The 17672-nt window shown below is 55.9% G+C and carries 17 protein-coding genes; 6 read left to right on the top strand and 11 right to left on the bottom strand.

What is annotated here, in order from left to right:
* Positions 1-1344, top strand: a complete 1344-nt coding sequence (locus tag AC2T6E_RS08640) for an NCS2 family permease (RefSeq protein ID WP_486691372.1) — start codon at positions 1-3, stop codon at positions 1342-1344.
* Here AC2T6E_RS08640 and AC2T6E_RS08635 read toward each other — a convergent pair.
* Genes AC2T6E_RS08635 through AC2T6E_RS08625 form a run of 3 tightly spaced genes read right to left on the bottom strand, consistent with a single transcriptional unit; the run spans position 1341 to position 5126 of the window.
* The gene (locus AC2T6E_RS08635; protein WP_486691370.1) at positions 1341-3539 is read right to left on the bottom strand and encodes a polysaccharide biosynthesis tyrosine autokinase; all 2199 of its coding nucleotides are present in this window, start codon (positions 3537-3539) and stop codon (positions 1341-1343) included. The two genes, AC2T6E_RS08640 and AC2T6E_RS08635, sit on opposite strands and share 4 nt — an antisense overlap.
* Positions 3540-3546: 7 nt before the next feature.
* Positions 3547-3987, bottom strand: a complete 441-nt coding sequence (locus AC2T6E_RS08630; protein ID WP_010433643.1) for an arsenate reductase/protein-tyrosine-phosphatase family protein — start codon at positions 3985-3987, stop codon at positions 3547-3549.
* Positions 3987-5126 (bottom strand): polysaccharide export protein, encoded by a 1140-nt coding sequence (locus tag AC2T6E_RS08625; protein ID WP_108416572.1) that lies wholly within the window; start codon positions 5124-5126, stop codon positions 3987-3989. The genes AC2T6E_RS08630 and AC2T6E_RS08625 overlap by 1 nt, the downstream gene beginning before the upstream one ends.
* 490 nt (positions 5127-5616) lie before the next feature.
* On the opposite strand from AC2T6E_RS08625, the gene AC2T6E_RS08620 reads away from it, so the two are divergent.
* Both AC2T6E_RS08620 and AC2T6E_RS08615 read left to right on the top strand, forming a co-directional pair.
* Positions 5617-5949 (top strand): RcnB family protein, encoded by a 333-nt coding sequence (locus AC2T6E_RS08620; protein ID WP_042718816.1) that lies wholly within the window; start codon positions 5617-5619, stop codon positions 5947-5949.
* Positions 5900-6379 (top strand): GNAT family N-acetyltransferase, encoded by a 480-nt coding sequence (locus AC2T6E_RS08615; protein WP_211449623.1) that lies wholly within the window; start codon positions 5900-5902, stop codon positions 6377-6379. Before AC2T6E_RS08620 ends, AC2T6E_RS08615 begins: the two co-directional genes overlap by 50 nt.
* A gap of 93 nt (positions 6380-6472) precedes the next feature.
* Here the strand turns inward: AC2T6E_RS08615 and apbC are convergent, their stop codons facing one another.
* A complete protein-coding gene (gene apbC / locus AC2T6E_RS08610) occupies positions 6473-7582 on the bottom strand; it encodes an iron-sulfur cluster carrier protein ApbC (RefSeq protein ID WP_211449625.1) in 1110 nt (369 codons plus the stop codon).
* Positions 7583-7718: 136 nt separating this feature from the next.
* Here apbC and metG point away from each other — a divergent pair, with 136 nt between their 5' ends.
* Positions 7719-9752, top strand: coding sequence for a methionine--tRNA ligase (metG, locus tag AC2T6E_RS08605; RefSeq protein WP_214605644.1), 2034 nt, complete (start codon positions 7719-7721; stop codon positions 9750-9752).
* Between the two features lie 109 nt (positions 9753-9861).
* On the opposite strand, the gene AC2T6E_RS08600 is transcribed toward metG, so the two are convergent.
* The 3 genes from AC2T6E_RS08600 to AC2T6E_RS08590 are packed head-to-tail and all read right to left on the bottom strand — an operon-like array spanning position 9862 to position 12778.
* Positions 9862-10332, bottom strand: coding sequence for a YehS family protein (locus tag AC2T6E_RS08600; protein ID WP_010433625.1), 471 nt, complete (start codon positions 10330-10332; stop codon positions 9862-9864).
* A gap of 47 nt (positions 10333-10379) precedes the next feature.
* Positions 10380-11099, bottom strand: coding sequence for a two-component system response regulator BtsR (gene btsR, locus AC2T6E_RS08595; protein WP_108416576.1), 720 nt, complete (start codon positions 11097-11099; stop codon positions 10380-10382).
* Positions 11093-12778, bottom strand: a complete 1686-nt coding sequence (locus AC2T6E_RS08590; RefSeq protein ID WP_042718811.1) for a sensor histidine kinase — start codon at positions 12776-12778, stop codon at positions 11093-11095. Before AC2T6E_RS08590 ends, btsR begins: the two co-directional genes overlap by 7 nt.
* 217 nt (positions 12779-12995) lie before the next feature.
* On the opposite strand from AC2T6E_RS08590, the gene mlrA reads away from it, so the two are divergent.
* Together mlrA and AC2T6E_RS08580 are read left to right on the top strand one after the other, a co-directional pair.
* On the top strand, positions 12996-13736 hold the full coding sequence (gene mlrA / locus AC2T6E_RS08585) for an HTH-type transcriptional regulator MlrA (protein ID WP_010433616.1): 741 nt from the start codon (positions 12996-12998) through the stop codon (positions 13734-13736).
* 69 nt (positions 13737-13805) lie between these two features.
* Positions 13806-13919, top strand: coding sequence for a protein YohO (locus AC2T6E_RS08580; RefSeq protein ID WP_010433613.1), 114 nt, complete (start codon positions 13806-13808; stop codon positions 13917-13919).
* Here the strand turns inward: AC2T6E_RS08580 and AC2T6E_RS08575 are convergent.
* The 4 genes from AC2T6E_RS08575 to osmF are packed head-to-tail and all read right to left on the bottom strand — an operon-like array spanning position 13894 to position 17645.
* On the bottom strand, positions 13894-14631 hold the full coding sequence (locus tag AC2T6E_RS08575) for an ABC transporter permease (RefSeq protein ID WP_120157833.1): 738 nt from the start codon (positions 14629-14631) through the stop codon (positions 13894-13896). The two genes, AC2T6E_RS08580 and AC2T6E_RS08575, sit on opposite strands and share 26 nt — an antisense overlap.
* Positions 14615-15565: an ABC transporter ATP-binding protein gene (locus tag AC2T6E_RS08570; RefSeq protein ID WP_089597976.1), complete on the bottom strand. Its 951-nt coding sequence runs from the start codon at positions 15563-15565 to the stop codon at positions 14615-14617. The genes AC2T6E_RS08575 and AC2T6E_RS08570 overlap by 17 nt, the downstream gene beginning before the upstream one ends.
* The gene (locus AC2T6E_RS08565) at positions 15558-16715 is read right to left on the bottom strand and encodes an ABC transporter permease (RefSeq protein ID WP_330752784.1); all 1158 of its coding nucleotides are present in this window, start codon (positions 16713-16715) and stop codon (positions 15558-15560) included. Before AC2T6E_RS08565 ends, AC2T6E_RS08570 begins: the two co-directional genes overlap by 8 nt.
* A gap of 12 nt (positions 16716-16727) precedes the next feature.
* Positions 16728-17645: a glycine betaine ABC transporter substrate-binding protein OsmF gene (gene osmF / locus AC2T6E_RS08560; RefSeq protein WP_316467362.1), complete on the bottom strand. Its 918-nt coding sequence runs from the start codon at positions 17643-17645 to the stop codon at positions 16728-16730.
* Positions 17646-17672 lie beyond the last annotated feature (27 nt).

Here is a 17672-nt window from a genome sequence, read left to right as displayed (position 1 = left end):
ATGGCCGACAACACCATTAATTCGCCAGCACCAGGGAGCTGGCTGGAACGCCGTTTTGCACTGTATACGCGTGGCAGCACCGTACGCACGGAGTGCCTGGCTGGCATCACCGGTTTTCTCGCCGCCGCCTACCTGCTGGTGGTGATCCCGGGGCTGCTGGCGGTCGGAGGAATGGATAAAGGCGCGGCAACGACGGGCACCATTCTGGTCTTCGTTGCCGGAACGCTGCTGATGGCTTTCTATGCCAACCTGCCCTTCATCGTCGGGCCCGGTATTGGCGGTTCGGTCCTGGTCGGCGTCACGCTTGCGGGCAGCGAAGGTATTGGCTGGCAAATTGGTCTCGGCATCGCCTGCTGGTCAGGGATTTTATTCTTCCTGCTGACCCGCTTTGGGCTGCGTGAAGTCGTCACCCGTTCGGTCCCGCAGTCCATCAAGCTGGGGTTGACGGCCTCCATCGGCCTGTTTGTTGCCGTGCTCGGCTTTCGTAACGCCGGGCTGGTGTTGGCAAACGCGAAAACGAATGCCCTGATGCTGGGAGATTTCCTGTCACCGGCGGCGCTGGTCGCGTTAGCGGGTCTCTTCCTGGCCATCGCGTTACAGGCGCGCCGCATTCCAGGGGCAATACTGTGGGCCATTCTGTTCGCCACCCTGGTCGGTATTCCGTTGGGCGTGACAAAACTTCCTGGTCATTTTATTGATATGCCGCATTCTCTGGCCCCGGTTATCGGCCACATTGATATGCTCGGGGCGCTGAACATTGCCTTCCTGCCCTTCCTGTTTGTCTTCTTTGCGTCGGAATTTTTCTCCACCATGGGCACCACGCTGGCTGTCGGTGGTGAGGCGGGATTACTGGATGACGAAGGCAACATGCCGCATATCAACCGTCCGTTTATGGTGGACTCCATTGCCGCTGCGGTAGGTCCGTGGGTCGGTATTCCAGCCGCGACGGCGCTGATCGAATCTTCGGCTGCTGCTGAAGCGGGCGGTAAAACGGGCATGACGGCACTGGCTGCGGCAGTGATGTTCCTGCTGATGTTGCTGTTTACGCCTGTTGCACTGATGATCCCAAAAGAAGCCACCGCACCGGCGCTGATCCTCATTGGACTGAATATGTTTAGCGGCTTACGTAAGGTTGATCTGGCGAACTTCACCGACGGCCTGCCGGTGCTGATGATGGTCATGATTACGCTGATTGCCAACAGCTTCGGAACAGGAATTGCTGGCGGTTTGCTGTTTTACATCGTGATCAAAGCGATTGCCGGGAAATGGCGCGAAATCCCCGTTGGTCTGTGGATCCTTGCCATTCCCCTGGTCTACTACTTCGCTACGCTGGTGAAGCACTAACCCTCACGCCGATTTTCCTTCGGGGTATAGCCGTAGTCGTAATGGCTGTACCCCGAGTTGTAATAGAGCGAGGCGGACTTCACGATATCATTGAGAATAGCGCCATTCACCTGCACGCCCATTTGCTGCAGGCGCTTCCGACAGTGCTCAATCTCTTTGACGCTGGTTTTACCAAAGCGTGCAACCAGTAAGGTGGTCGCCGCCGCTTTGGCAATCAGTAAGGCATCCGTAACGGCAAGCACCGGCGGGGTGTCAACAATCACGATGTCATAACGTTCGTTCATCTGCGACATGGCGTTCTGGAAGCGTTCCCCCATAAGCAACTCCACAGGAAGTGAAGGCTGTGGACCGCAGGTTAAAACATCAAATCCACCCTGCTCAAAGCGCTGGAGCACATCCTGCCATTTAACATCGCCCTCAAGGACGGAGGACAATCCGCAATGGTTGTTCAGTTTACAGATGTTATGCACGTACCCCTGACGCATATCCGCGTCAATAAAGAGCACCCTCTGCCCGGCCTGAGAAGCCAGCGCCGCCAGTGCGGTACTGACCAGCGTTTTGCCACAATCCTGCGTGGGGCCAGTAATGACGACAATCTGATTCGTGGCGTCCATCATGGTGAAGTGCAGACTGGTACGCAGCCCGCGCATCGCTTCGATAAAAATATCTGCTGGCCTTTCGATGGGCAGGAAGGGCACATTCGACGTTTTGTGTCTCCAGCGGGAACCCAGGAAACTCATTTTGCGCAGATGCGTTTTTTTCCAGAGCCATACCGAGCGGGGCAGCGTCGCCAGGACCGGCATCCCCTGTACTTCCAGTTGCTCAGACGAGGTTATCCCCCGTTTAAAGGCAGCGAGAACCAATACCCAGCCGCTGGAGAATATCAGCCCCAACAGTATGCCAAGCACGATAATAAGTGCTTTTCGTGGTTTTATGGGTTCAGGTTGCGTAACGGCAGAGTCAATGATCCGCACGTTTCCGATCGCGCTGGAGCGAGAGATATTGAGCTCTTGCTGACGCGTTAATAACTGCAGGTAAATGGCGCGCCCGGATTCAACATCCCGGCTCAATCGCAAAATTTCCTGCTGCGTGGAAGGCATGGTTGATACGCGATCGTTCAGGCGGACACGCTGCTTCTCAAGGGTTTGGCGCTTTTCGCGTAATGCGCGATAGGTTGGGTGATCCTTTTTAAAAAGCTGAGAGATCTCCGCTTCACGGAACGTCAGCTCGTTGAGCTGATTTTCCACATTAACAACCTGATCGAGAACGGACTTCGCCTCCAGGGATAAATCGACGGAATCGCGCTGCTCACGGTATACATTCAGTCGCGCTTCGGCCTGATCCAGCTCGTGACTGATTTTCGGTAACTGATGCTGTAAAAAGGTCAGGCTACGGGCATCCTGGGCTTCCTGACGCTCAATATTTTGATTGAGGAAATTTTCTGCAATCGTATTCAGTACCACGGTAATCTTGTCAGGGTCTTCGCCCGTTAGCGTTAACGCGATCATTCCGCTCTGTTTCGCGGATTCCGCAACGGTGAGCCGTTTCTGCAGCGCGTTGATGGCTTCAAGCTTTGTCAAGGTTGTGAGCGCAAACTGCGTCCCTGGTGCAGCGTCGAGAGATGTCACCAGAAGAGAGACACCGTCTTTGAGCAGCGTTTTTCCGACTTTACCCACAGCCTCGAAGCTTTCTCCCTCAAGGTGATACCCTCCCTGCTCCAGCACGGTCAGCACAAGCACTTGCGGTTTGCCATCCTGTCGAGGGATGGTAAGTTCACCGATGGTCAGGTGACCTGGCTTGCTGGGGCGAAAACGTGCCCACAGATGCCCCACGATCGGGGTAACGCGGCGCTTAACCCGGTACGTCAGCCCCAGTTCATCCACGGTCTTCCCGAGGATCATTCGTGATTTTATCAGCAAGATTTCCGGTGCAACGTCTGGCGAAAGATCGGAGCCGAACTGGCTTAAGCTTTTCAGCAATGAGTTATCCTGCTTCGCTTCTATCTGCACAAGCGCGTCAGCCTGATAGACAGGGGGGACAGAAAACGCATAGAGTCCCGCGCACACCGTAAACAGGAGTGTTACCAGGACTATCATCACCCGATGATCGAATATCTCGGCAAGCAGTTGCAGAAGATCAATTTCATTATTTTGCGGTGCCGCTGCACCATATGTCTCTGAAGTATAAGATGGCATTGCTGCTTTATTCCTTTTGACTCAAACGACGAGCCCATTCCTGACTGGCTTTTCCCAACTGCCCGAAAACATATTCGAAAGCATCACGGCTTTTGCGGTAGGGATCGGGAATATCCTTTGTCTCCAGCCATTGTCCAAATAGCAGTGATTTCCCACGGTTCTCCGGGGCCATAGCAGCAATAAAACGAAGATGTTCAGGCTCCATCACCAGAATCAGATCGGATTTTTGCAGCAAGCTGCGCGTCAGCTTGCGCCCCACGTGATCGTCTAGCGAGACACCATGATGCCAGGCGACATCCTGAGCAACCGCATCTGCCGGATGTCCCTCAAGACCGAAAATACCTGCTGAGGTCACCTGTTTCCCGGGTAATTGCTGACGCAACAGCCGCTCCCCCATCGGGGAGCGGCAAATATTGCCCGTGCAAACCACTAAGATTGAGTTGAACATTATTGCGGCCAGGATCGGATGTAACGAACCGTTTCGGTCAGGTCATGTACGCCACTGATGGTCGGCACAAGCTGTGTAATAACGCGATTCCAGCGCGACAACGGTGCCGTTGTCACGTAGACAATGTCATACGGCTCGAGCTGGAATTCAGTGCCCAATACCATCGCCGACGCATCTTTCGCATTGAGCTGATAGATTTTCGCAATGATGTCCGTCTGGCTTTTTTGATGCACTGAGCGAATGACAAAAATGCCGGTTGCATCAGCCATGTTCTGGTTCAGACCGCCCGCATTGCCCAGCGCTTCCGCCAGCGTCATCCCACTGCGATCCATCTTCAACGTGCTCTGCTTAACCACTTCGCCCATGACAAAGACTTTCAGGGCATCATTACGCGGTACAAACAGGATATCGCCAGGATAGAGCAGTTTGTTTTGTGTTAAATCGCCGAGTTGCATCAGGGCATACAGCGAAAGGCGGGAATCCTGGCCATTATGGGTGAGAACGACATTGCGCCAGTCGGCATCCGCTGAAAGACCGCCAGCGGCATTGACCGCGTCCATCACGGTCAAGGGGATGTTGGTGATGGGTTGTTGGCCAGATTTCGCAACTTCTCCCGTCACGTAGGCTTTTTGCGAACGGAAAGAGGCAATGCTGACATCCACCTGGGGGCTCTCAATGAATTTATCCAGTCTCGCGGTAATCTCTTCACGAACCTGCGAAACCGTTTTTCCTGCCACATGCAGTTTCCCAACGTAGGGATAAAAAAGCGTACCGTCCGCGTTGACCCAGTTTCCCGCATCACTCGCGCTACGGTACTGCCCTGCTGGCGTCGTCAACTCAGGATGATCCCAGACGGTGACCGTCAGGATGTCACCGGTGCCGATTCGGTATTCCCAGTTTTTCACCTGCTCATCCAGATTAGGATTTGCCTGAGATTTCGATACGGGCGGACGCAATTGTTCTATCAACACTGGGGTCAGTGGATAAATTTCCACGTGTTTATCAAGCTGATAATATTTATCTTCTGTTGCAATAACATTTTTCCCGGTCATGGCTAAATCCTGGCCTGGTGAAAATACACAGCCTGTTAACTGGCTTATTGCAAGAAATAAAAAGGAAAATGCCGTTGTGTTTTTCATTTATATAAACATATCTTTTATCGTTGTACTTATCGTACGAACAACAATTTTATTTAATAAAAATAATCATATAATTCATTGAATTAAATGAATCATAATGTGTTAATAAAGAGTTTTTTCTACGCAGTAACCAGATACTGAATCGTCTAAGCCGACCTGCTCTATGGGGCCGGGAATCAAACGTCATAACATGTCGTGCCGGGCCGATATTAAATGTTCCACAGTGGGAAAGCATGCGCTTAACGGTCCAATTTTGAAGTCGCGGTGCGTTTTCAGAATTAATTAATAAATTGATAAATACATTAAATATAAAATACAGATATCATTCACGACCGTTATATGCATTCTTTGTTGTGACTACACAAAACCGTTCAGTTTTGTTACATTTTTTTTCAAACACACCATGTTTTGATACTTAAAATGGACTGTCTGCCGCGCATACTGAAACCCGCAGACAAAATGTATCTGTAACGATATTACTGGAGAAAAAATGGCTAAGCGTAAATTGCTGCTTCTGGGTGTACTACTGTCTCTGGCGGGTTCCGCATTTTCTGCTCCGCAAACGGCTGCAGCACCTTCTGGCATCAAAGCCTATGAAGAACAAGAGTTCATCGCTGACTTCACTAAATTCAAGATTGGCGACACGGCGCCAGCGCAGTATCAAACGCCCGAGTACACCATCAAACAGTACCAGCTGCGTAACCTGCCAGCGCCGGATGCCGGAACACACTGGACCTACATGGGTGAGAACTACGTGCTGATTGGCGATGCCGATGGAAAAATCCATAAGGCCTATAACGGAGATATCTTCTATCACCGCTAATACGATCCTGGTTCGTGCCTGGCAGGAGAGCGATCGTCCTTTCCTGCGCACGATTTACCTGCATGCCCGGCGCGACGCCTGGCCATGGTTGAACGGTGCGGAATGGCAGCTTGAGGACTTTGACGCCGCAATCCTGGACGAAGAGGTTTGGGTGGCGGTGCAGGACGGGCATCGACTTGGCTTCGCCTCCGTCTGGACGAACGATAATTTTCTGCACAACCTGTTTGTTGACCCGCAGTTTCAGAGCCTGGGCGTCGGGCATGTGTTGCTGGAACAGGTGCAGAAAACGTTTACCAGTACGGGTTCGCTTAAGTGTCTGGTCAAGAATGCGCGTGCTATTGCGTTTTACCAGCGACACGGCTGGCACATCGAGGCGACGGGTGATTCTCCGGACGGAGAGTATTATCTGATGCATTATCGGCTTGGGTAAAGTCAGGTGGCGCTTCGCTTACCTGACCTACAAACCCAAACTCCGTAGGCCGGGTAAGGCGAAGCCGCCACCCGGCACTGAAGCGCAGAGGAATTACACCGCGCGGAACGCGATTTCGCTCGGAATGACTTCACCCTGCCAGTAAAGCTGCGCCGCAACGCGCCCCGCCAGCTGACGATACATATCCGCAAATTCGCTGTCCGGACGGCTCACCACGGTTGGTTTACCGCTGTCCAGATCTTCACGCAGCGTGATGTGCAGCGGCATCTGCCCCAGCAGTTGAGTGTGATACTGCGCCGCCAGCTTCTCCGCACCACCGGTACCGAAAATAGGCTCATGGTGTCCGCAGTTGCTGCAGATATGCATGCTCATGTTCTCAACGATACCCAGCACCGGTACTTCCACCTTCTCGAACATCACGATGCCCTTTTTGGCGTCGATCAGCGCGATATCCTGCGGCGTGGTCACGACGACCGCTCCCGTTACCGGAATGTTCTGCGCCAGGGTCAGCTGAATGTCGCCCGTGCCCGGCGGCATGTCCAGCACCAGATAATCCAGATCCGGCCACATGGTTTCCTGCAGCATCTGCATCAGCGCCTTGCTGGCCATCGGGCCGCGCCAGACCATCGCGTTATCGTCGGTGACCAGATAACCAATCGAGTTGGTTGCCAGACCGTGCACCATGATTGGCGCCATGTGGGTGCCGTCCGGCGAGGTTGGACGCTGGTTTTCCGCGCCCAGCATGTTTGGAATGGACGGGCCATAAATGTCCGCATCCAGAATACCGACTTTTGCCCCTTCCGCTGCCAGCGCGAGCGCCAGGTTTACAGCCGTGGAGGATTTACCCACCCCACCCTTGCCCGAGCTGACGGCAATAATGTTTTTTACGCCGTTCACGCCAGGCTGGTTTTTCACGCGCTTCAGCGTGGCGATACTGTGGCTCAGCTTCCAGTCGATCGCCTTCGCACCGGTGATGCGCAGCAGCTCCGAGCTGGTTTGCTCTTTCAGCGCGTCGAAGGCGCTGGTCCAGACGAACGGCATCTGCAGCTCAATGTGCAGCGTATCGTCCAGCCAGGCAACGTGGTGTAACGCCTTCAGCGTCGTAAGATTGTGCTTCAGGGTTGGATGCTGAAAGTTAGCCAGCGTCCCGGCGACCATTGCTCGTAAGGCTTCCGGTGATTTGGCCTGGGATTGAGAACTCATCCCGACTCCTTTGTTCTTGTGAATAAGACCTTAGATGACAAGTTTACCTGAAAGGCCGTGGTTTGTGCTTACTTAATAATGCCCCTTTTGGTAATATCAAAAACCCTTTTCACAGTTAAAAGAAGTAATGCCTACTATGACTCAAGTCGCGAAAAAAATTCTGGTAACGTGCGCACTGCCGTACGCCAACGGCTCAATCCACCTCGGCCACATGCTGGAGCATATCCAGGCTGATGTCTGGGTCCGTTACCAGCGAATGCGCGGCCACGAGGTTAACTTCATCTGTGCGGACGATGCTCACGGCACGCCGATCATGCTGAAAGCGCAGCAGCTGGGGATTTCCCCGGAGCAGATGATTGCCGAAATGAGTCAGGAGCATCAAACTGATTTTGCTGGCTTTGACATCAGCTATGACAACTATCACTCCACGCACAGCGACGAAAACCGCGAGCTGTCGGAGCTGATCTACACCCGTCTGAAAGAGAACGGTTTTATCAAAAACCGCACCATCTCTCAGCTGTACGATCCGGAAAAAGGCATGTTCCTGCCGGACCGCTTCGTCAAAGGCACCTGTCCGAAATGTAAATCCCCGGACCAGTACGGCGATAACTGCGAAGTGTGCGGCGCGACCTACAGCCCGACCGAGCTTATCGAGCCGAAATCCGTGGTATCCGGTGCAACGCCTGTGATGCGTGACTCCGAGCACTTCTTCTTCGACCTGCCGTCCTTCAGCGAAATGCTGCAGGCATGGACCCGCAGCGGCGCGCTGCAGGAGCAGGTTGCGAACAAGATGCAGGAGTGGTTCGAATCCGGCCTGCAGCAGTGGGATATCTCCCGCGATGCGCCGTACTTCGGTTTCGAAATCCCGAACGCGCCGGGCAAATACTTCTACGTCTGGCTGGACGCACCAATCGGCTACATGGGCTCCTTCAAGAACCTGTGCGACAAGCGTGGCGACACCGTCAGCTTCGATGAATACTGGAAGAAAGATTCCACGGCCGAGCTGTACCACTTCATCGGTAAAGACATCGTTTATTTCCACAGCCTGTTCTGGCCAGCGATGCTGGAAGGCAGCAACTTCCGCAAGCCAACCAACCTGTTCGTTCACGGCTACGTGACGGTGAACGGCGCGAAGATGTCCAAATCTCGCGGTACGTTCATCAAGGCCAGCACCTGGCTGAACCACTTCGACGCGGACAGCCTGCGCTACTACTACACGGCGAAGCTCTCTTCCCGCATCGACGACATCGACCTGAACCTGGAAGATTTCGTGCAGCGCGTGAACGCGGACATCGTCAACAAGGTGGTGAACCTGGCGTCCCGTAACGCGGGCTTTATCGCCAAGCGTTTTGACGGCGTGATGGCGGCTGAACTGGCTGACCCTGCCCTGTACCAAACCTTCACTGACGCAGCGGCGACCATTGGCGAAGCCTGGGAAGCGCGCGAGTTCGGTAAAGCGGTGCGTGAAATCATGGCCCTGGCTGACCTGGCGAACCGCTATGTCGACGAGCAGGCCCCGTGGGTTGTCGCGAAACTGGAAGGCCGCGATGCGGACCTTCAGGCCATCTGCTCCATGGGCATCAACCTGTTCCGCGTGCTGATGACATACCTGAAGCCGGTTCTGCCGCAGCTGGCAGCCCGCGCTGAAGCGTTCCTGAACACCGAACTGACCTGGGATGCCATCCAGCAACCGCTGCTTGGCCACAAGGTGAACACCTTCAAGGCGCTGTATAACCGCATCGAAATGAAGCAGGTTGAAGCTCTGGTGGAAGCCTCTAAAGAAGAGGTGAAGGCGGCTGCGGCACCAGTCACCGGCCCACTGGCAGACGATCCGATTCTGGAAACCATCACCTTCGATGATTTCGCGAAAGTCGACCTGCGCGTGGCGCTGATCGAAAACGCTGAGTTTGTGGAAGGCTCTGACAAGCTGCTGCGCCTGACGCTGGATCTGGGCGGCGAGAAGCGCAACGTCTTCTCCGGCATCCGTTCAGCGTATCCGGACCCGCAGGTGCTGATCGGTCGTCAGACCGTAATGGTGGCGAACCTGGCACCGCGCAAAATGCGCTTCGGCATCTCCGAGGGGATGGTGATGGCTGCAGGCCCTGGCGGGAAAGATATCTTCCTGTTAAGCCCTGACGAAGGCGCGAAGCCGGGTCAGCAGGTGAAATAACAAAAAAGCCGGAGATAATCTCCGGCTTTTTTTTGCCCGGCGGCGCTACGCTTGCACGGGCCTACGGGTTTTGTAGGCCGGGTAAGGCGAAGCCGCCACCCGGCAAAAATCACGCCTTCGGGTGATGCACCCGGTGGGTCAGCCCGCGCAGGAAATTACGCAAAAACTGGTCGCCGCACTCGCGGTAGTTTTTATGGTCCGGCGCGCGCATCATGGCGGTCACTTCCGGCACCGACACGCGGTATTTTTGCTCGGTCATGATCGCGACAATATCGTCCGTTTTCAGCGAGAACGCGATGCGCAGCTTTTTCAGCACCGTGTTGTTGTTCACGCGACGCTCCAGCGCCAGCTCGGGCGCGGCCGGATCTTTGCCACGCTTATCGTAAATCAGGCCGTTCAGGAAACCCGACAGAATGATGTCGGGGCAGCGAACAAACCCCTCTTCGTCTTCTTTGGTCATCCAGGTATCGAAACCCGCAGACGTGGCTTCCATGTCGGACAACGCAAGAATGCGCACCATGTCGTTATTGTTTGCTTTCAGGGTGTAGCGCAGGCTACGAAGAATGTCATTACTAATCATGAGTGCCTTTCACTGTCGATGATGCAATGGCGCGCAGTGTACCAGTTTTACAGGCCAATCGCCTCTTTCAAACTCTTCAGGTAGCGACGGCTGACGGGCACCGTTTGCCCGGCACGCAGCACCAGTTCGGCCTGGCCGTTATCTTCCAGGCGGATCTCCTTCAGGTGCGCCATGTTCACCAGATACTGACGATGGCAGCGGATCAGCGGCGTACGGCTCTCCAGGGTGCGAAGCGTCAGCTCGGTAAAGCCTTCATTTCCCTCCGCGCTGGTGACAAACACCCCGCTCAGACGGCTGCTGACGAAGGCCACGTCATCCATCTGCAGGAGATAAATGCGGCTGTGCCCGGTGCAGGGGATAAACTTCAGCGGCTGCTGGTTTTCCGGCAGCAGCGTCATATCCTGCACGGTGCGCTCCTGGCGTAAACGGGTGAGCGTTTTATCCAGCCGCTTCTCTTCAATCGGTTTCAGCAGATAATCAAAGGCATGTTCTTCAAATGCCTTCACGGCATATTCATCAAACGCTGTCAGAAAGACGATATAGGGGCGGTGCTCAGGATCAAGCATCCCGACCATCTCCAGCCCGCTGATGCGCGGCATCTGAATGTCGAGGAACAGCACGTCCGGACGCAGTTTGTGCACCGCACCGATGGCCTCAATGGCGTTTGCGCACTCACCCACCACCTCGATATCACTCTGCTCCTGCAATAGCACGCGCAGGTTTTCCCGTGCCAGCGGCTCGTCATCCACAATCAGCACTCTCAGCATGCGTTTTCCTCCAGCGGCAGTCGTAAGGTGATACGGGTAAATCGGTCGGGTTCACAGGCGACGGTAATGCCACAGTCGTCACCGAAGTGCGCACGCAGGCGTTTATCCACCAGGCTCATCCCTAACCCACCCGAGGCGGAAGGGACGTAGAGCCCGGCGTTATCTTCAATATCCAGCACCAGATGGTGGTTAAACTGGGTAGCAGAAATGGTGATCTCCCCGATGCCCAGCAGCTGCGATGTACCGTGCTTGATGGCATTTTCTACGATAGGCTGAAGGGTAAAAGCCGGAAGATGCTGGTACGCCAGCGCGTCCGGGACGGAGAGCGACACCTGCAGGCGAGACTGAAAGCGTGCCTGTTCAATCTGCAGGTACGCGTTAACATGCTCAATCTCGTCGGCCAGGGTCACGATTTCGGAAGGCCGTTTTAGGTTCTTGCGGAAAAAGGTCGACAAAAACTGCACCAGCTGCGCGGCCTGATCGCTGTCGCGGCGGATCACCGCCTTCAGCGTATTAAGCGCGTTAAACAGGAAATGCGGATTGACCTGGGCGTGCAGGAGTTTGATCTCTGACTGCGTCAGCAGCGCTTTCTGCCGTTCATACTGCCCGGCGAGGATTTGCGCGGACAGCAGCTGGGCAATCCCCTCCCCCAGCGTGCGGTTGATCGAGCTGAACAGGCGGTTTTTCGCTTCGTAGAGCTTAATCGTTCCCATCACCCGCTGATTTTCACCGCGTAGCGGGATCACCAGCGTCGAGCCAAGCTTGCACTGCGGATGAAGCGAGCAGCGGTAGGGGATCTCATTCCCGTCGGCATACACCACTTCACCGGTTTCAATGGCGCGCAGGGTATAGGTTGATGAGATCGGTTTGCCCGGCAGATGGTGGTCGTCTCCGGTACCGGTAAACGCCAGCAGCTTTTCGCGGTCGGTAATGGCGACGGCACCGATATCCAGCTCCTTGTAGAGCACCTGTGCCACCTTCATGCTGTTTTCTTCGTTAAATCCCTGACGAAGGATCCCCTCCGTTGAGGCTGCAACTTTCAGGGCCGTCGCGGAAAACGCCGAGGTGTATTTCTCAAACATGGCGCGCTTGTCGAGCAGAATACGCATAAACAGCGCCGCGCCCACGGTATTGGTCACCATCATCGGAGCTGCAATATTGCTCACCAGGTGCAGCGCATCGTCAAACGGACGGGCAATCAGCAGGATAATCGCCATCTGCGCCATCTCTGCCACGAAGGTAATCGCACCGGCGGTAAGCGGGCTAAAGACCTTATCCGGACGGCCGCGTTTGATCATGTAGCTGTGGACAAGGCCACCCAGCAGTCCTTCGACGATCGTGGAGATCATACAGCTCAGCGCCGTCATGCCGCCCATGGAATAGCGGTGCAGACCGCCGGTAAGCCCAACAAGGCCGCCGACAACGGGACCGCCAAGCAGGCCGCCCATCACCGCACCGATGGCGCGCGTATTGGCAATGGAATCTTCGATATGGAGACCAAAGTAGGTCCCCATAATGCAGAAAATGGAGAAGGTCACATAGCAAAGCAGCTTGTGCGGCAGACGGACGGTGACCTGCATCAGCGGAATGAACAGGCGCGTTTTACTCATCAGCCAGGCGATGACAAGAAACACACACATCTGCTGAAGCAACAACAGCACCAGATTAAACTCGTACATACAAAAAACCGCACATTCTAAAAACGCGTAACATACACTGATGCAGGTAAACTTTCTTTGAAGCGCGCCAAAAAAGCTGCAAATCGTGTCGGTCATCACAGCTTTTGCCGAACATCGCGCATGCTTCGCATTATTTGTTCAAAAAACGATCAATCCTTCCTGGTTCGGCAAAGTGGGTCTACAGTTAAGCTGGGGACGCGTAAGCCAGGGGGCGAATATGGCGCTTTACACAATAGGTGAAGTGGCACTCCTTTGTGATATCAATCCCGTTACCCTACGGGCGTGGCAGCGACGGTATGGATTACTTAAACCGCAGAGAACGGACGGTGGGCATCGTCTGTTCAACGAGGCCGATATCGACCGGATCCGCGAGATAAAAAGCTGGATCGACAACGGTGTGCAGGTCGGCAAAGTGAAATCCTTGCTTAGCCATGACGATCCGGACACCCAGCATCTCTGGCGCGAGCAACAGGAAGCACTGCTGCGGCTCCTGCAGGCAGGTAACCTGCAGCGCCTGCGCGCGTGGATAAAAGATCAAGGGCGTGATTATCCCGCACAAACGCTGATCACCCATCTTTTCATTCCGCTCCGTCGACGCCTTCAGTGCCAACAGTCTACCCTGCAGGCGCTGCTCAGCATGCTCGACGGCGTGCTGATCAACTATATTGCCGTCTGCCTTGCCTCGGCGAAGAACAAGGCCGGAAAAGATGCGCTGGTGGTTGGCTGGAACGTGCACGACACCACGCGTCTGTGGCTGGAAGCCTGGATTGCCACCCAAAAAGGCTGGCGCGTGGATGTGCTCGCGCACTCGCTGGCCCAGCTACGGCCCGAGTTTTTTGACGGTCAGACCCTGCTGGTCTGGTGTGGCGAAGTGCCCTCCGCCTCGCAGCAACAGCTGCTGACGGAATGGCGCGAGAATGGTTATCCGGTTTATTCCCTGGGCCCGGATGAGCCATAACGGCATTTAATGGTTCATTAACAGCTGCGCTTCACCGTATAATTGTTCCGTTAACAACAGGAGCACATGATGAAGGCAACTAAACTGGCGGTAATTACCCTTTTTGTCCTGATGGCCGTAAGCGGTATCGGCGGCGTGATGCTGGCGGGTTACTCGTTTATCGTCCGTGGCGGTGTCGGCTGAGATACAGCGCCAGGCGCTCGAAAAGGCGATCGACCACAATCGCCGCCAGCGCAACCAGTAGCGCGCCCTGAATAATGTAGGCCGTATTAAATCCGCTTAAGCCGATAATAATTGGCGTCCCCAGCGTGTTTGCCCCCACCGTCGAGGCGATTGTCGCCGTACCGATGTTGATAATCACCGACGTGCGGATCCCGGCGATAATGACCGGTGCCGCGAGCGGGAGTTCAACCTTGCGCAACCGCTGCCAGGCGCTCATGCCCATCCCTTCTGCTACGCTCAGCACCGATGCGGGCACCGCCGCCATACCGGCCAGGGTTCCCTGAAGTATCGGCAATACCCCGTATAAAATCAGCGCAATAATCGCTGGCTGCTGCCCAAAGCCAATAACCGGTACCGCAATCGCCAGTACCGCCACCGGCGGAAACGTCTGACCGATCGCCGCAATCGTCTCCACCAGCGGACGAAACTCACGTCCCGATGGCCTTGTCACCGCGATCCCTGCCCCCACACCGAGGACGATGGCAATGACGCTTGAGATCGTCACCAGCCAGGCGTGCGCCAGCGCAAGGTTAATAAAACTCTCCTGCTGATAGACCGGTCGCGGCAGGCCAGGAAAGAGCGAACTGAACAGCGCCGCACTGTGCGGCATCAGAAAGAGCAGGCCGACGAAGAGCAGCGCCAGCCAGAGCAGCGGATCACGCATGACCTTCACGCGTCACCTCCCCGGCCAGCAAATCGCGAAAGTGCAATGCACCACAGGTTGTTCCCTGGCTGTTGGTCACCGGCAGGATCTCACATTGTCTGGCGACGAAAGCAGACAGCGCATCCCTCAGGCTCATCTGCTCCTGTAACGGTTCTCCGCTTAGCGGCGCATCCTGTCGGCGCATATAATCGCCAACGGTGCGCAAAGAGAGCAGCCTGACGCCCAGCTCGCTGCGGCCAAAAAATTCGCGCACAAAGTCGTTCTTCGGCTGGCTCAACAGCGCAAGCGGCGTGCCCTGCTGTACCACCTCACCGTGGTCCATCAGCACCAGATGGTCAGCCAGGCGCAGCGCCTCATCAATGTCGTGCGTCACAAGGATAATGGTGCGCCCCAGAATGCGGTGGATGCGGGTCATCTCCGCCTGCAGCGCACCGCGTGTGACCGGATCCAGCGCGCCAAAAGGTTCATCCATCAGCAACACCTGCGGATTGGCCGCCAGCGCGCGCGCGACCCCAACACGCTGCTGCTGTCCGCCGGAAAGCTGATGCGGGTAGCGGTCACGCAGTGTCGGCTCTAATCCCAGCAGGGCCATCAGCTCATCTACCCGCGCATGGGTTTTCGCCCGCGTCCATTTTTCCAGCTGCAGCACGGTGGCGATGTTCTGCGCCACGGTCCAGTGGGGGAACAGCCCGATAGACTGAATGGCATAGCCCATACGACGGCGCAACTCCAGCACCGGCAGGCTGCGGATCTCTTCCCCGGCAAAGCGAATCATCCCGCTGTCGTGCTCAACCAGCCGGTTGATCATCTTCAGGGTGGTGGATTTTCCCGACCCCGATGTGCCGATCAATACCGAAAATGCCCCCTCGGCAAAATGCAGATTCAGGTGGCTTGCCGCCGGACGACCGGCAAAGGTTTTACTGACATCATGAAATTCAATCATTGGCTCTTCTCCCGAGCAGCGCGAGCCACAGGGCAAATAACGCATCCAAAACAACCGCCAGCGCGATAGTGGGCACCACGCCCAATAAGACCAGGTCCAGCGCGCTGCTGAGCAGCCCCTGGAATACCAGCGCACCAAAACCGCCCGCGCCAATGAGCGCTGCAATCACCGCCATCCCCACGGTTTGCACCGTCACCACCCGCAAGCTGCGAATTAACAGCGGAAGTGCAAGGGGTAACTGTATTTTCCAGAAACACTGCCGCGCGCTCATCCCCATCGCATGAGCGCTTTCCAGCACGTCCGGCGCAACCTGGCTTAAGCCCGCCACCACACCGCGCACCAGCGGCAGCAGCGCATAGAGCACCAGCGCGATCAGCGCGGGCGTGAGTCCGGTACCGGCAATGCCGATGTCCCCCAACGCGGGAAATGACCTCGCCAGACCGGCCAGCGGAGCAATGAGCAATCCAAACAGGGCCACGGAGGGAACCGTCTGAATGACGTTGAGAACGGTAAACACGCTCCCCTGTCGCGCCGGATGGCGATAGCACCAGATGCCCAGCGGGACGCCCAGAAGCAGCGCCGGGAAAAGCGTGCCAAAGAGGATCGTCAGATGTTGCGAGAGCGCGTCATCAAACACCTCCTGGCGATTGGCGTACTCTTTTAACAACGAGAGATTATTCAGCTCACCGCTAAACAGGAGGACCAGAGGGATGAGCCAGATTTGCGCGTTCAGCAGCCAACGCCAGACGGGTACTGGCGTCAGGCGGCGAATGGCATCGCTACAGGCCAGCAGGCAGAGCGCCATCCACAGCCACAAACCGCTGCCGATGGACGTTCGCGCCAGCGGGCTTTCCGCAGACATCATGAGCGTCGCCGACTGCCCTGCGCTCCAGAACAGCCCCAAAAAAAGGGCTTCACAGAGGAGCAGCGTCAGCCAGTGCGCGGCACGTCCTGACCAGAGCGACAGGACGACGGCCGCGCCCAGCGCCACCGACAGCAGCGCGGGCGAAAACGACCAAATCTGCCAGAGTGCGCGCCCTTCACCCGACATCAGCCGGTTAGGCGCAACGTTCACAAAAGGTAACGCGACCGCCGCGATGGCCACACAGGCCAGCAGCAGCAGCACGCGGTTATGACATTGTATTGGCACAGCTTTATCCTGTTACTTCACAAGCCCTTGTTGTTTCAGGAAGTCGGCCGCCACTTTTTTGGCATCCAGTCCCTCAACGGCAATGCTGGCGTTCAGCTGCTGCAGCGTTTTTTCATCCAGTTTTTCAAAGACCGGTTTGAGCCATTCTGCAATATCCGGGTAGGCTTTCAGCACCGCTTCGCGCACTACCGGGGTCGGGGCGTAAATCGGCTGGACGCCTTTCGGGTCGGTCAGGGTTTGCAGTCCAAGGGCCGCAACCGGGCCGTCGGTGCCGTAGGCCATTGCGGCATTCACGCCGGAGGTTCGCTGCGCCGCGGCTTTGATGGTCACTGCCGTATCACCGCCTGCCAGAGAGAGCAGCTGGGACTGGTCAAGCTTGAAGTCGTAGGCTTTTTCGAACGCAGGCAGCGCGTCAGGACGTTCGATAAATTCAGCCGACGCAGCGAGTTTGAAATCGCCCTTCTCTTTCAGGTAGCGGCTGAGATCCGCGAGCGAGGTCAGCTTGCCCTTCTCCGCCACGTCCTTGCGCACCGCAATGGTCCAGGTGTTGTTCGCAGGCGCAGGCGTCAGCCAGACCAGCTTGTTCTGCTCCGCGTCCAGCTTTTTGACCTTCTCATAGCCCGCTTTGGCGTTTTTCCACGCCGCATCGTTCTCATCTTTGAAGAAGAATGCGCCGTTGCCGGTGTATTCCGGGTAGATATCCAGCTCGCCGGAGGTAATCGCACCGCGCACGACGGGCGTTGTACCGAGCTGAACTTTGTTGACCGTTTTGACCCCGTGGCTCTCAAGCACCTGCAAAATAATATTGCCGAGCAGCGCCCCTTCGGTATCAATCTTTGATCCCACTTTGACAGGCTCAGCCGCCTGAAGCGGCAGGCTAAGCGCGGCCAGTAACACCGCAGAGCCTAACATCCCCTTTTTAATCGTCATTCCGCTGTCCTCATTTTTTTATCGCCT

It is taken from the genome of Enterobacter sp. B79-1 (assembly GCF_057444735.1).
Note: the sequence above shows the minus strand (reverse complement) of the source record. Positions and strands in the feature narration are given on the sequence as shown.

Bases quoted from the DNA above. Each gene is read 5' to 3' on its own strand.
- AC2T6E_RS08615 (WP_211449623.1), top strand. From the start codon at position 5,900: ATGGAAAAATCCATAAGGCCTATAACGGAGATATCTTCTATCACCGCT.
- apbC (WP_211449625.1), bottom strand. From the start codon at position 7,582: ATGAGTTCTCAATCCCAGGCCAAATCACCGGAAGCCTTACGAGCAATG.
- mlrA (WP_010433616.1), top strand. From the start codon at position 12,996: ATGGCGCTTTACACAATAGGTGAAGTGGCACTCCTTTGTGATATCAAT.
- btsR (WP_108416576.1), bottom strand. From the start codon at position 11,099: ATGCTGAGAGTGCTGATTGTGGATGACGAGCCGCTGGCACGGGAAAAC.
- AC2T6E_RS08630 (WP_010433643.1), bottom strand. From the start codon at position 3,987: ATGTTCAACTCAATCTTAGTGGTTTGCACGGGCAATATTTGCCGCTCC.
- metG (WP_214605644.1), top strand. From the start codon at position 7,719: ATGACTCAAGTCGCGAAAAAAATTCTGGTAACGTGCGCACTGCCGTAC.
- AC2T6E_RS08600 (WP_010433625.1), bottom strand. From the start codon at position 10,332: ATGATTAGTAATGACATTCTTCGTAGCCTGCGCTACACCCTGAAAGCA.
- AC2T6E_RS08570 (WP_089597976.1), bottom strand. From the start codon at position 15,565: ATGATTGAATTTCATGATGTCAGTAAAACCTTTGCCGGTCGTCCGGCG.
- AC2T6E_RS08640 (WP_486691372.1), top strand. From the start codon at position 1: ATGGCCGACAACACCATTAATTCGCCAGCACCAGGGAGCTGGCTGGAA.
- AC2T6E_RS08620 (WP_042718816.1), top strand. From the start codon at position 5,617: ATGGCTAAGCGTAAATTGCTGCTTCTGGGTGTACTACTGTCTCTGGCG.
- AC2T6E_RS08580 (WP_010433613.1), top strand. From the start codon at position 13,806: ATGAAGGCAACTAAACTGGCGGTAATTACCCTTTTTGTCCTGATGGCC.
- AC2T6E_RS08590 (WP_042718811.1), bottom strand. From the start codon at position 12,778: ATGTACGAGTTTAATCTGGTGCTGTTGTTGCTTCAGCAGATGTGTGTG.
- AC2T6E_RS08625 (WP_108416572.1), bottom strand. From the start codon at position 5,126: ATGAAAAACACAACGGCATTTTCCTTTTTATTTCTTGCAATAAGCCAG.
- AC2T6E_RS08635 (WP_486691370.1), bottom strand. From the start codon at position 3,539: ATGCCATCTTATACTTCAGAGACATATGGTGCAGCGGCACCGCAAAAT.
- osmF (WP_316467362.1), bottom strand. From the start codon at position 17,645: ATGACGATTAAAAAGGGGATGTTAGGCTCTGCGGTGTTACTGGCCGCG.